13 protein-coding genes are annotated in these 13691 nt (G+C 58.5%); 5 read left to right on the top strand and 8 right to left on the bottom strand.

Going from position 1 to position 13691, the window contains the following annotated elements:
- Window positions 1–6 precede the first annotated feature (6 nt).
- A complete protein-coding gene (locus tag CKALI_RS01620) occupies window positions 7–1131 on the top strand; it encodes a glutamate--cysteine ligase (protein WP_156191652.1) in 1125 nt (374 codons plus the stop codon).
- On the opposite strand, the gene CKALI_RS01625 is transcribed toward CKALI_RS01620, so the two are convergent.
- The 8 genes from CKALI_RS01625 to CKALI_RS01660 form a co-directional block, all read right to left on the bottom strand.
- The gene (locus tag CKALI_RS01625) at window positions 1128–1487 is read right to left on the bottom strand and encodes a monovalent cation/H(+) antiporter subunit G (RefSeq protein WP_156191653.1); all 360 of its coding nucleotides are present in this window, start codon (window positions 1485–1487) and stop codon (window positions 1128–1130) included. The genes CKALI_RS01620 and CKALI_RS01625 overlap by 4 nt on opposite strands.
- On the bottom strand, window positions 1484–1759 hold the full coding sequence (locus CKALI_RS01630) for a monovalent cation/H+ antiporter complex subunit F (protein ID WP_156191654.1): 276 nt from the start codon (window positions 1757–1759) through the stop codon (window positions 1484–1486). The genes CKALI_RS01625 and CKALI_RS01630 overlap by 4 nt, the downstream gene beginning before the upstream one ends.
- Window positions 1760–2272, bottom strand: a complete 513-nt coding sequence (locus CKALI_RS01635; protein ID WP_156191655.1) for a Na+/H+ antiporter subunit E — start codon at window positions 2270–2272, stop codon at window positions 1760–1762.
- Complete coding sequence (locus tag CKALI_RS01640; protein WP_156191656.1) at window positions 2269–3876, bottom strand: Na+/H+ antiporter subunit D; 1608 nt, start codon at window positions 3874–3876, stop codon at window positions 2269–2271. Before CKALI_RS01640 ends, CKALI_RS01635 begins: the two co-directional genes overlap by 4 nt.
- On the bottom strand, window positions 3869–4357 hold the full coding sequence (locus tag CKALI_RS01645) for a Na(+)/H(+) antiporter subunit C (protein ID WP_156191657.1): 489 nt from the start codon (window positions 4355–4357) through the stop codon (window positions 3869–3871). Before CKALI_RS01645 ends, CKALI_RS01640 begins: the two co-directional genes overlap by 8 nt.
- Window positions 4358–4363: 6 nt before the next feature.
- The gene (locus CKALI_RS01650) at window positions 4364–7252 is read right to left on the bottom strand and encodes a Na+/H+ antiporter subunit A (RefSeq protein WP_156191658.1); all 2889 of its coding nucleotides are present in this window, start codon (window positions 7250–7252) and stop codon (window positions 4364–4366) included.
- A 204-nt stretch (window positions 7253–7456) separates the two neighbouring features.
- Window positions 7457–7984, bottom strand: a complete 528-nt coding sequence (locus CKALI_RS01655) for an acetyl-CoA acetyltransferase (RefSeq protein ID WP_156191659.1) — start codon at window positions 7982–7984, stop codon at window positions 7457–7459.
- 593 nt (window positions 7985–8577) lie between these two features.
- Window positions 8578–9936, bottom strand: a complete 1359-nt coding sequence (locus CKALI_RS01660) for a dipeptidase (RefSeq protein ID WP_156191660.1) — start codon at window positions 9934–9936, stop codon at window positions 8578–8580.
- Window positions 9937–10160: 224 nt separating this feature from the next.
- On the opposite strand from CKALI_RS01660, the gene groL reads away from it, so the two are divergent.
- From groL to ppk2, 4 genes are all read left to right on the top strand, one after another.
- Window positions 10161–11804, top strand: coding sequence for a chaperonin GroEL (groL, locus tag CKALI_RS01665; RefSeq protein WP_156191661.1), 1644 nt, complete (start codon window positions 10161–10163; stop codon window positions 11802–11804).
- Window positions 11805–12283: 479 nt separating this feature from the next.
- Window positions 12284–12496 (top strand): hypothetical protein, encoded by a 213-nt coding sequence (locus CKALI_RS01670; protein ID WP_156191662.1) that lies wholly within the window; start codon window positions 12284–12286, stop codon window positions 12494–12496.
- A gap of 31 nt (window positions 12497–12527) precedes the next feature.
- Window positions 12528–12665, top strand: a complete 138-nt coding sequence (locus CKALI_RS01675) for a hypothetical protein (RefSeq protein ID WP_156191663.1) — start codon at window positions 12528–12530, stop codon at window positions 12663–12665.
- Between the two features lie 102 nt (window positions 12666–12767).
- A complete protein-coding gene (ppk2, locus tag CKALI_RS01680; protein ID WP_156191664.1) occupies window positions 12768–13667 on the top strand; it encodes a polyphosphate kinase 2 in 900 nt (299 codons plus the stop codon).
- Window positions 13668–13691 lie beyond the last annotated feature (24 nt).

A 13691-nucleotide genomic window follows, 5' to 3' on the forward strand; every position in this document is an offset into this window, starting at 1 on the left:
CGGGGCATGACAGACGCGTTCGCACAAACCCAAAACCACACTCTTGGCGTGGAATGGGAAATCGCGCTCATTGACCCAGAAACCCGCGACCTGGTGCCGCTGGCAGAACAGGTCATCGCAGACCTCGCTGAGCAAGAGCTCCCAGTTCGCGTGGAAAAGGAATTCCTCGCCAACACGGTCGAGCTGGTCACGGGCGTCTGCGCCACCGTGGGGGAGGCCATCGGTCAGCTGAGCGCCGGGCTTGAGGCCGTCGAAAAGGCTGCGGCAGTTCGTGGCGCCCGCGCGTGGGCGAGCGGCTCCCACCCCTTCGCGTCCTCCTCTGACCAGATCATTTCGGATAAGTCTCACTACAACGAGATTCTGGAACGCACCAAGTACTGGGGGCAGCAGATGCTGATCTGGGGTGTGCACATCCATGTCGGCATCGATACCGCTGACCGGGTGTGGCCCGTCATCAACGCAATGATGACCAAGTACCCTCATTTGCTCGCCCTGTCTGCGAGCTCCCCGGGCTGGGATGGCAAGGATACCGGCTATGCCTCCAACCGAACCATGCTCTACCAGCAACTTCCCACAGCTGGGATTCCTTACGACTTTAAGAACTGGGAAGAGTATTCGTCTTTCATCGCTGACCAGAAGAAGTCCGGCGTAATCGACCACGATGGCTCCATGCACTTGGACATTCGTCCAGCCGAAAAATGGGGCACCATTGAGGTCCGATTCTCAGACGCGCCTACTAACCTGCGCGAACTCGCCGCAATCGTTGCGCTCACGCACTGCCTGATCGTCTATTACGACAGCCTTTTTGAAGCTGGTGAATCCCTGCCGAGCCTGCAACAGTGGCACAACACGGAAAACAAGTGGCGTGCTGCCCGTTATGGCATGGATGCGATCATCATTACCAGTCGCGATACTGACGAGGTGCCGGTCACCGAAGATCTTGAGCTGCTTCTGGATGTACTCCGCCCCTTTGCCGAGCAGCTTGGCTGCGCTGCCGAGTTGGAACTCGTCCGCGAGATTATGGACGGCAAGGCTGCCTACCAGCGCCAGCGGGAACGCTTTGAAGAAACTGATGACTGGAAAGCTGTCGTTGACCTGGCGTGCGATGAGTTGGAGACGCTTCGCCCTTAGTTGGCCGAGCCCTGCGTATCATCTCGAATCAAAAAGTCGGGGTCGAAGAGACCCTCGCGCCGGGCGATGCGTCCGATGCGCTGTGCGACCACCGGTGCGGTAAGCAGCGCAAAGAGGATCACCAGGATCAGCACTCCCATGTCGCCTTTATTGCCGGGAGTCAGTGGGCCTGAGCCGAGGAGACGCAGGAGCGCCCCGATTACGGTGAGAATCAGACCCAAGGTTTGGGGTTTGGTGACCGAGTGCAGGCGCGAGAGCGTATCCCGGAACCTGGCCATTCCCACCGCCGTAGCCAACACCAGGCCTGTGCCGAGAAAGATGCAGACCAGCGAAGCGATGTCCAAAAACAGGCTCATTTGGTGTCCTTCTTTCGGTAGCGGGTCACGGCGACGGAAGAAATGAAGCCGAGGAGCGCGACCACCATCATCGCGTTGGAGACGGTGGTATCCAGTGTCCAGCAGATATACAGTGCAAGGACGCATTGGATCATGGCAACCGTGGCATCAAGGCTGAGGAGTCGGTCGACGGAGTTAGGACCGGCGAGCAGACGGTAGCCGTTGATCAGGAAGGCGAGAGCGAATCCAACAGCCGCAGCTGTTAAAAATGCGTTGTAGAGTGCCGGATCCATCTAGTTTCCTTTCTCAAAGACACGAATGAGGCGCTTTTCGAGTTCTGCAATACCGTCGATGCTGCGTTGAAGTTCACCGGTGGATCGGGCATTCAGAATGTGCATCGTGAGCATGCGACCGGAAATGTCGAGCTCCATCACGGAGCCACCCGGCGTGAGATTCAGCAAGGACACCGCCAGGGAGAAGACGAAGTCTTCCTGGACACGCATCGGAACCTTGATGATTGCCGACGGCGGTTGCGACGAAGGGCGCAGCGCCAGAATGCTCACGCGAATGGAGGAATCGACCAGATCTTTAACAAAGAACCAACCAAGCCCAACTAACGCTCCCCACCGCACACCAAGGGCGGCAATAGGCAATGCTGGCAGGGGAAACAGCAGCACGATGGCTACTCCGACTAATAAGCCACCGATGACATTGGCCCAGGAAAACTCGCCGTACATCAGGCACCACATCAAGGTGATCCAGGCGACCGTGAACGGACGGAAGCGCCTACGAAATCCGCTGATCATGGCACCACCTTTGGCGTGCGCCCCGGCTGCGCACCGGCATCGCCAAGCACTGCAGATCGGTACACCGACACGTCCAGGGAGGCATCGGCCGCACGGGTTGCCACCCCAGTGAGTGGGCCGGCCAGGACAGTGACCAGCAGCGAAGCAATTACCAAAGCGGAGGTCGGGGCCACCATGCCCACCGGCATCCGGCCGACGTCTGCTCGTTCTTCCAGAGAGACCATGTCCTGCATATCTGACAGCGGGGTGGGGCGGGCAGTGGCCAAGTGTCCGTCTGGGGCGTCCGCGCGGTCACGCCAAAACGCCTTCGACCACACCAAAACCATCGTGTAGAGGGTGAGCAGCGAAGTGATCACCGCGCCGCCGACCAGCAGCCAGGCCATGAAACCTCCGCGCTCTGCGGCGGCTTCAATCAGGATGACCTTGCCGAGGAAGCCGGAGAACGGTGGGATACCGCCCAGGTTGAGGGCCGGAATCAGGTACAGGACGGCGAGCAACGGTGCCGTGTAGGCCAGCGATCCCAGGGAACGCAGCGAGGAAGATCCTGCTTGACGTTCGATGAGGCCGACCACGAGAAACAGTGCGGTCTGCACGAGAATGTGGTGCACGGCGTAGAAGATCGCTCCCGCTAGTCCGTGCTCCGAGGCGAAGGTGATGCCCATGATCATGTAGCCGATGTGGCTCACCAGGGTGAAGGACAAGAGACGCTTGATGTCGTTCTGCGCCATCGCGCCAAGAATGCCGAACACCATGGTGAAGAGCCCGGCCCACATCAGGACGTAGTCGAGTCTGCCATCGACGAAAAGCACGGTGCGGGCCCGGATGATCGCATACACGCCGACCTTGGTGAGCAGTCCGGCAAACACCGCTGTGACCAGCGCCGGGGCGGTCGGGTAGGAGTCTGGCAGCCAGGAATACAGGGGGAACACCGCAGCCTTGATACAAAAGGCGATGAGCAGCACGGCGAAAATCGCGGTCCTAGTACCCGAAGGCACGGTTTCCATGCGCACCGAAATATGAGCCATGTTCATCGTGCCCACGGAGGCGTAGATCAAGCCCAAGGCCAGCAGGAAGATCAGCGAGCTGAGCATGGACACCATCACGTAGGACACACCCGCGCGCACGCGCGAAGGGGACGCGCCCAGCGTGAGCAGGACGTAGGAGGACACCAACAGCACTTCGAAGCCGACGTACAAGTTGAAGAGGTCGCCAGCCAAGAATGCCAGGTTCACCCCCATCGTGAGCAGCAGGTACGCGGGAATGAAGACTGCGACGGGTTCGTCTTCGGTGCCGTCGCGAAGCCCCTGCCCAATCGCGTACCACATCACACAAAACAGTACGAGGGAGGAAACGGCGAGCATGATCGCGGCCAGACGGTCGGCCACCAGCGTGATACCCACCGGCGAGTCCCAGCCACCGACGCGCAGCGTGTGGATTCCGGTTTGGTCTACGAGCACGACCAAGGTTACGCCCAGCACGATCAGGGAAAATAGTGCGCCGAGCGCGACGAAGCGCTGCGCGTTGTGGGACCGCTTCACCACGAGGACGAGCGCGGTGGCGACCGCCGGAATGATCACCGGCAGTGGCAGCAGGGAACTAAGCATCGCGGTCCTCCTGCACTGGCTTCTCAAAGGAGTTCGGGCCGAAGGCATCGCCGATCAAGGTCGGGCGGCCGGTGTCGGGGTCGTCGGAACGGTCGTGGTCCGGGGCGGCCGAGGCAGTAGCAGGGCGCTTTGCGACGACCGTATCTTCCGTATCGTCCTGCAAAATATCTGCGGTTCGGTACTGGTACTGGCGATACGCGAGGGCCAGGATGAACGCAGTCATGGCCATCGAGATGACAATGGCGGTAAGGATCATCGCCTGGGCTAGCGGGTCGGCGTCCACAGCAGTGAGCGAGGTATCGCGACCTTTGATGGGTGGGGCGCCCGCGCCGCCACCAGCGGTGAGCATGAGCAGGTTGGCTCCGTTGCCCATGAGGAGCAAGCCGAGGAGCATCTTGGTAATCGCGCGTTCAAGCAGTAGGAACACTCCGCAGGCGATGAGGACAGCCGCGGCGAGCAGAAGGGAGAAATTGGCAACCATGGCGACTTATACTTCCTTCCGTTCGAATCGTTGGGCGAGAACTCGGGCGCGTTCTCGGGCGCGTTCCTTGCGGGCTTCCTCGTCCCGGTCGAGCTGCGCGCCGAGGCTTTGCAGTACGTGGAGGATAAGTCCGATGACGATCAGGTATACCCCAGCATCGAATACCAGGGGGCTGACGATCGCCATGTGCTCGATGAGCGGTGGATGGAATTCCCAGAACTGGCTGGTCAGAGGAGCCAGTCCGAAAAGCATGGGAACGATCGCGGTGATCGAAGATAAGAGCAAGCCGATGCCCAGCAGAGTAGAGGGATCGACGGGAAGCGCCTCATCCAGCTCTCGGCGGCCACCAGCCAGATAACGCAGCGTGAAGGCCAGCGAGGCGACCAGGCCACCGGCGAAGCCGCCGCCAGGACCGTTGTGGCCGGCGAAGAAGAAGTAGGCACTCAGTGCCAGCATCGAAGGGAAGAGCACGCGGGTGGCCACGTCGATCATGAGGGAGCGGTTGCGGGCCCGTTCCGTATCCGAGGTGGCCAGCCAGCGACCGCCCTCGGCGAGGAGAGTCGGGCGTCGGGAATCGCGGGAAAAATCACGCGTGCGGTAGACCAGCGATGCCACACCCGTAGCGACCACCACCAGCACCGAAATCTCGCCGAAAGTATCCCAGGCACGGATGTCCACCAGCAGCACATTCACCGCGTTGGCGCCGTGACCGATGTTTTTGGCCAGATCCGGGATGTAGACGGAAACCGGACCGTTGTCGCGGGCGTTCATAGCAAAGACAGCGACAACCATCACCGCTACGCCCACAGCCACGGACAGCCAAGCGCGCCCGCGGACGAGGGTGCTGCTGTTCGCACGCTCGGTGCTCGGCGGGAATTTACGAAGCACCAGCATGAAGATCATCATTGAGATCGTCTCCACCAGCAACTGGGTCAGTGCGAGGTCCGGGGCACCATGCAATGCGAAGATGACGGAGATACCGTAGCCCGTCATGCCCACCATGATCAGCGCCGAAATGCGATTATCCATCACGGTAGCGGTGATCGCTGCGATGATCACCAGGACCGCAATGAAGCCCTGGATCGGGGAATCCCACATTTCCATCCGTACGAACGACCGTTCACCAGTGATCAATGACAACAACGGCAGCAGTACCAGCGTCAGCAGGATAATTGCTTCGTTGATTGGCAGGGAACCGCGCTGCGTGGTCGCGGTGATCCGCAAGGAGATCTTGCGTAGCCATTCCAGTACCCAGTCATAAGCCAGGTTCGCGTCGCCGAGGGCAGGTTGCTCGAAGTGCAGCTTCGCTACCAGGCTGCGCTGCCAGTGCAGCACGGCGCCTACCACGATGATCACGCCGGAGATCGCCAACGGGATAGTGAAGCCGTGCCACAAGCTCAGGTGGCTATCGGCAGCTTCGTGTGGGAAGGCCTCGGTGAGGTGGGCGGTGATGGGGGCGTCGATAAGCTGCGGGAACAAACCAATCAGGACGCTGCACGCGGTGAGAATAGCGGGCGGCAGCCACAGCCACGTGCCCACCCGGTGCATGCCACGCACTTCAGCCGAACAACCCATGCCAGGTTTGGTGGCGAAGGCCGACCACACGAAGTAAAGCGCGTAGGCCATGGTGAGGATGGAACCTAAGACGATGCCGGTAAGTGTCATCTTGCCCGGCATGCCCACGAGCAGTTCCTCAGTGAAAACTGTGGTGATCGCGGCTTCTTTAGCTACGAATCCGAGCAGCGGTGGGATACCCGCCATTGATGCTGCCGAGAGCACTGCGATGAGCGCCAAGCCTGGCTGTTTGCGTGCGAGCCCGGAGAGTTTACGCACATCGCGAGTGCCAGTCGCGTGGTCGATCGCGCCAACGACCATGAATAGGGCCGCTTTGAACAGTGCATGGCTGAATGTCAGGGCCAAGCCTGCCATCAGCGCCTCTCGCGAACCGATGCCGACCAGCGTGATAATGAAGCCGAGCTGCGAGACCGTGCCATAGGCCAGGATCAGTTTCAGATCCTTTTGCCGCAGCGCCATCCAGCCCGCCATCAGCATGGTGAAAACGCCGAGGGGGATGACCGCGAGGTGCCACGTTGGGACCGTCGCGAATGCCGGGGACACGCGCGCCACCAGGTAAATGCCAGCTTTCACCATCGCTGCCGAGTGCAGGTACGCGCTCACCGGGGTGGGGGCGGCCATCGCGCCGGGCAGCCAAAAGTGCATGGGGGCGATCGCGGACTTGGACAGCGCGCCCGCCAGGATCAACACGACTGCGGTGATGGCGTAGGGGGTGTGGTTGAAGCTGTCGTGGCGCGAGATCTCCGACAGCTGCCACGTGCCCGCGCCGACACCAAGCAAGATGATGCCCACGAGCATGGCGAGGCCACCCAAGGTAGTGACCAGCAAAGCCTGGCCGGCGCTGCGGCGGGACGAGGCTCGTTCCGAGTAGTAACCCACCAGCAGGAAGCTGAGCACGCTGGTGATTTCCCAGAATACGAACATCAGTAGGAAGTTGTCCGAGATCACCAGGCCGAACATGGCCATCGCGAAGGCTGCCATCTGCCCGCCGAAAGCCTGCAATCGCTTTGGAGTCGTCTTAGATGCGCCGCCGAAATAGCCCCAGCAGTACAGCAATACGAGGGCGCCCATCCCCAGGATGATCAAGCTGAAGATGCCCGCGAGGGGATCGAGGATCAGGTCAATATTGAGATGTGCGCTGGACATCCACTCGCGATGGTATTCGCGATGAATATCGCCCCGTGCAAAGAGGAATGCGATCCAGCCGAAACCCGCAGCGGGGACAATGGCCAGCAGCCCAAAGGCTTTTGGGCCCAGGGCTCTAATGAGGAGCGGGGCCAGGACGGACATTAGGACAAGGCTGAAGAAAAGTGTTATCACCAGGGGAGTTTTCGGCTCGGGAGGCAGGCAGGTTCAGGCCGCTTATCGACGCCAACTCACAATTCACTTGTCGCCCCACCGGGCAATCCTTGTGGTGGGCAAACAAAAAGTTGCATTGCCGGCGTCTTCAAGCTGGTGTTGCTAGGCGCGGCAATGCAACCGAGTGTACCCAAAATGTGACCTGTGCGTCACCGGGTTTTTGCTTTAGTTAGTGGTGGAGATCTTGTGTCCGTGGAGGCGGTGAGCTGCAGAGCTCATTGCTGCGGCTCCGGAATTGTCCCGGTCAGGGCCGAATCCCATTGCCCAAACGGTGGTTCCGCGATGCGTTGCCTGGATGAAGGTGACGGTCGCTTCAAAAATATCCATTTGGTGGAACTTCATGATTTCAATTGGGTAACCGAGGTCGCCCAGGATGTTGGTGCACGCAGAGATTGCGCCGGTCGCTTCAATGTCGCGACCGAGAGTAATACGGCGTCCGCCACGCATGGTGGTGATGTTCGTGAAGTAGTTGAACTTGTGGCCATGAAGTGGCTCGGAAAACATGTTGTGAATTCGGATGGCACTGGTAGGTGCGTAGGTCTCGGTGAACGTCCGCCAGGACATTCCGCGAGCTTCTTCACGAAGATCGCTAGGCAGGTTGTGGCCGAATCGTGCTTGGAAAGGGTCAGCTGCCAGCTCGTTGGTATGACGTTGAAAACCTGTGCGTGGGGAGGTGGTCGTTTTAGTGAACATTTTCGTGTGGTCCTTCTTGTTTCGGGTGAATTCTTTTCGGACCGACCCAGGTGCTGGTGTTCTAACGACTACTTCCCCATGCGAAGGGGGTCAGTCAGTCTGTCCTTCGCTGGGGTACGTAGCCTTGGCCACTCGGAGGTTTAGGTTTGCAATAGTCATGTTGGTCACAGTAACGCGGGTCACACGGTTGGTCAATTGTGGGGTAGGTGATGGGGGTAATGGGAAATGTCGTTTCATTGGTCGGGATTAGTAAATTTTGTCGTGATTAACCAAAGTTTATCCCTGCTGGTCATGAATTTGAGCTGGCAGATGTGGGTGACAATATCTTCCGGCGAGGAGGATAACGCCCTGTTTTGGCACGTGCTGTCATTTCGCCGAGCCGGCCATGAAGCATGTGCATTTAGCGGCGAGGTGTGGCCGAACCGACCGGCTGGGAAACCGTCCGGTGTGTAAACCTGCTTCGCTCGGCTAGATTTACCCCGCGATTCGACGCTTCGAGTAACCAAATAGTGGGTAAACCTACCCCGCCCAGCAAGGTTTACCCATCCCCCTGGAGGAACCAATTCAGATTCCTTCAGCCAATCAGCAAAAAACTACTTAGCGTAGTTCAACAAGAACAACGCCTCTGCGATCGCGACATCTCGAATTTCCTCTGGAGCGACGGACTCGTCAGGGGAGTGGATGAGGCAGGATGGCTCCTCCACTCCGAACAACGTGATCGCGGCGGAAGGCATGATGCTCTGGAGCTTTTCACACAGCGGAATGGATCCGCCGGCGCCCACGGTGACAACGTCCTTTCCGTAAGCGGAGGCCATGCACTGGGAGAAGAACTCGACGGCTTGGCTGGCGGTGTCGGTGCTGAAGGGGTCGTTCAAACCGGATGTGGAAATGCTGATGTGTGCGCCCCATGGCACATGCGCCCGCAGGTGGGCTTCCAGGGCCTCTGCAACCTGAGCCGAGGATTGTCCTGGTGGTACGCGGAACTGCAAGTTGACGGAGCAGGTAGCGGGAACGGCATTGACGGCTTCAGCTACTGGGGTGGAAGTCCAACCAGTAATGGACACTGCCGGGCGTGCCCATACTTGGTCGGCCACTCCGGCTACCCCGGAGCCCATGACGGATACGCCGTCCAGAATGCCCGCGTCGGAGCGGAAGTCTTCTTCTGGGTAGGCCAGGCCAGGCCAGGTCTGGGAGCAGTCGAGGCCGTCGATAGAGATAAGGCCATTGTCGTCGCGAAGCGTGTCGAGTAGGCGCACCATCGCAAAGACGGCGTCCGGAGCGGCTCCGCCGAAGCTGCCGGAGTGGACCGGAGCGTTCAGGGTGTCCAGGGTGACCTGCATTTGGCCGCCGCCACGGAGGCTGGTGGTGAGGGTTGGGGTGCCAACGGAGACGTTGCCGGTGTCGGCGATGAAGATGACGTCGGCGGCGAAGAGCTCGGGGCGGGTGTCGATGAGGTGGTCGAGGCCTTCGCCGCCCATCTCCTCGGATCCTTCAATGACGACACGCAGTCCCAAATTGGTGTTGCCGAGCTCTTTCAGTGCGCGGAGCACGGCGAGGTGCATGACCAGGTTGCCCTTGCAGTCGGCTGCGCCACGGGCGTACCAACGGCCATCGCGCTCGGTAAGGGTGAACGGGTCATTGGTCCACTTGGAGAGGTCGCCGGCAGGGACAACATCGTAGTGGGAATAGAGGAGTACGGTCGGCTGGCCGGGCTCCGGGGCCTTGGTGGCGATGAAGATCCGGGCTCCGTCGATGCCATCGTGGCTAGTGACATCGAGTCCGGCGTCGGTAAGCGCCTGCTCAACCCAATCGGCGGCGCCCATGAGCTGATCTTCGAGCTCAGGCGTGGAGTGGACGGAGTTAAATGAGGTCAGTTCGGCGAGGTCTTGGAAGATGCGGTCGCGCTGGCCCGTGATGTGGGCCCGGACGGCGTCGGTATTAGCGAAAGTCATGCAGTCCAGTGTAGACGCGGGCTTTTCGACGCCACAGGTGCTGACAGCGAACTATCTTGCACTCGCCTCTATTGACTGCTAAAAACGGTACTAGCACTTGCATTGCTTAAGTGCCAGGAAACTTAGCGGGTGAGGTTGGCAATACACTCACCGACCGTGCCGTCGCGGGCGCCCGCTGAACAGACGTGAGTGTCGTCCTCAACAATCAAGGAGTACATACTTACATGGCTAAGATCATCGCTTTTGATGAAGAAGCACGCCGTGGCCTCGAAAAGGGTCTGAACACCCTGGCAGATGCCGTTAAGGTCACCCTCGGCCCAAAGGGTCGCAATGTTGTCCTGGAGAAGTCTTGGGGCGCTCCGACCATCACCAACGATGGTGTGTCCATCGCTCGTGAGATTGAGCTCGAGGAGCCTTACGAGAAGATCGGCGCTGAGCTGGTTAAGGAAGTTGCCAAGAAGACTGACGACGTCGCTGGCGACGGCACCACCACCGCTACCGTTCTGGCTCAGGCGCTCGTTCGCGAGGGTCTGCGCAACGTTGCTGCTGGCTCTAACCCAATGGGTATCAAGCGCGGCATCGAGCAGGCTGTAGCAAAGGTTACCGAGCAGCTCCTGGCTACTGCCAAGGAAATCGAGACCGAGGAAGAGATCGCAGCTACCGCTGGCATCTCCGCAGCTGATCCAGCTATCGGCGCTCAGATCGCTAAGGCAATGTACGCAGTTGGTGGCGGCAAGCTGAACAAGGAATCCGTCATTACCGTTGAGGAGTCCAACACTTTCGGCGTTGAGCTCGACATTACCGAGGGTATGCGCTTTGACAAGGGCTACATCTCTGGTTACTTCGCTACCGATATGGAGCGTCAGGAAGCTGTCCTCGAGGACCCTTACATCCTCCTGGTTTCCGCCAAGATCTCCAACATCAAGGACCTGCTCCCACTGCTGGAGAAGGTTATGCAGACCGGCAAGCCACTGCTGATCATCGCCGAAGACGTTGAGGGCGAAGCTCTCTCCACTCTGGTTGTGAACAAGATCCGTGGCACTTTCAAGTCTGTTGCTGTGAAGGCTCCAGGCTTCGGCGATCGTCGCAAGGCAATGCTGCAGGACATGGCTATCCTCACCGGTGGCCAGGTTATCTCCGAAGAGGTCGGCCTCTCCCTGGAGACCGCTGACATCGAGCTGCTGGGCACCGCCCGCAAGGTAGTCATCACCAAGGATGAGACCACCATCGTTGAGGGTGCTGGCCAGGCCTCCATGATCGAAGGCCGCGTGAACCAGATCCGCGCTGAGATCGAGAACTCCGACTCTGACTACGACCGTGAGAAGCTGCAGGAGCGCCTGGCCAAGCTGGCTGGCGGCGTTGCAGTGATCAAGGTTGGCGCTGCTACCGAGGTTGAGCTCAAGGAGCGCAAGCACCGCATTGAGGATGCTGTCCGCAACGCTAAGGCTGCTGTGGAAGAGGGCATCGTTGCCGGCGGTGGCGTTGCGTTGCTGCAGGCTTCGCACGTGCTTGACGACGACCTGGGCTTCACCGGCGACGAAGCCACCGGCGTTAAGATCGTCCGCTCTGCACTGTCTTCTCCACTGAAGCAGATCGCTGAGAACGCTGGCCTGGAGCCAGGTGTTGTCGCTGACAAGGTTGCTGGCCTGCCAGTTGGCCAGGGCCTGAACGCTGCAACCGGCGAATACGTTGACCTCATGGCTGCGGGCATCAATGACCCAGTCAAGGTGACTCGTTCTGCCCTGCAGAACGCTGCGTCCATCGCTGCACTGTTCCTGACCACCGAGGCCGTCGTAGCCGAAAAGCCTCAGCCAGCAGGCGCGGCTATGCCTGACGCTGATGCTATGGGTGGCATGGGCGGCTTCTAAGCGCCCTTAATATAGAAGTATCCCGTTTCCAGTTTCGTGCTGGGGCGGGATTTTCTTTTATCCCTAAAGTGAACATAAAGTGTATTGGGGTTAAATTTAGGATTAAAATAACCCTTTGTGGGGGTAGTTTGGTAAAAGAACTCTCTTTATTTCGGGCGTGTTTGCGCTTAATCGAAAGTGTTCGAAAGGGTGTTACGTCAGGAGAGAGGTTTTTTCAAAATCTTTTCCTGAACGATAGTGACTTTGCGACTTACTTCACACCTCTACTGGCAAAACCCCTGGTTAATAGGTTGTTGTCAATTTGAAGCCTTAGTTAATCTACTCTTTGCAATTAGTGCAAAGTTCACAATTCAATTGGGGCTTTGCGGTTGACCATCACCAAATATGTGCTTAAATTAGTTCATGACGTCCTGAGGGGCGTCAGTAACTGGAAACTTTTCACCAGCATCAAGCTGGTGCCTCTCAAGGAGATTTATCTCATGGATCTTTCTGTACTCAAGACTCAGCTCGCTGACTTCGGCACCCTCGTAGAGAACTCTGTCAAGTTCTTCGCTAACATCGGCGACGCAGCTGCTAACGCTCTCATGCTGCTCGATGGTGACACCTGGACCGGCTTTTTCGACATGACCTCCTCCACCTTCGAGTTCCTCTCTTCCGAGGATTCCTTCACCTCCACTGAGATCAACAACTAATTTCAGTCCCAAAAACTTCTAAGGAGTAAAAATGTACGATTTCTTTGCCGCTCTTTCTTCTGACCTGATCGTTCTTTCTGGCCCAATTGCTGCTGTTGCTGAGTGGCTCGAGCCAATGGGCAAGGTTGCTTCCGCTGTTTCCAAGCTGATCGGCCTGATGCCAAAGTAAGTCTTTAAGACTTAATCAGGAATTAAGCCCTCGCCTTTTGGCGGGGGCTTATTCATGCCCACATTGCAATGCCGAATATCTGAATCAAGGTAAGATTGAATCATGGCTGAAGCACAAGAGCAGGAATTCCACATCGTCGATTTGGCGGCAACCGAGGGCTATGTCGTCGATGACTCTGACGAGGACGATCCCGTCCTGTTGACCCCGCAAGGGGAGGAAATCGATACGTGGCGTGAGAACTACCCTTACGAGGAGCGCATCTCTCGCGAAGAGTACGAGCACACCAAGCGCAAGCTTCAGATTGAGCTTCTAAAGTGGCAGAACTGGACCAAGGATACGGGTCAGCGCCACATAATCTTGTTCGAAGGCCGTGACGCCGCAGGTAAGGGTGGTACGATTAAGCGCTTCAACGAGCACCTGAACCCTCGTGGTGCCCGCACAGTTGCTCTGGAGAAGCCTTCACCACGCGAGTCCACTTCTTGGTACTTCCAGCGCTACATCCAGCACTTCCCTTGCGCCGGCGAGATCGTCTTTTTCGACCGCTCTTGGTACAACCGCTCCGGCGTTGAGCGTGTGATGGGATTCTGCACCGAGTCGCAGCATGCGGAGTTCCTCCGCGAAGTTCCGATGCTCGAAAACATGATCATGGGCTCCGGTATTTCTCTGACAAAGTTCTGGTTCTCCGTAACTCAGAAAGAGCAGCGCACCCGCTTCGCCATCCGCCAGGTTGACCCAGTTCGCCAGTGGAAGCTCTCTCCGATGGACCTTGCTTCCCTTGATAAGTGGGATGACTACACCCGCGCCAAGGAAGAGCAGTTCCGCTACACGGACACCGATGAATCCCCATGGATCACCATCAAGTCCAATGACAAGAAGCGCGCCCGTATCAACGCCATGCGCTACGTGCTCTCCAAGTTCGAATACACCGGCAAGGACCATGAGCTTGTCGGCGAGCCAGATCCACTGATTGTCCTGCGTGGTCGCGATCAGATCGGCGACTAGGAAATAAGAAGATGCGCTACCTCG

This window comes from Corynebacterium kalinowskii (assembly GCF_009734385.1).
In the GTDB taxonomy this organism is placed as follows: Bacteria; Actinomycetota; Actinomycetes; order Mycobacteriales; family Mycobacteriaceae; genus Corynebacterium; species Corynebacterium kalinowskii.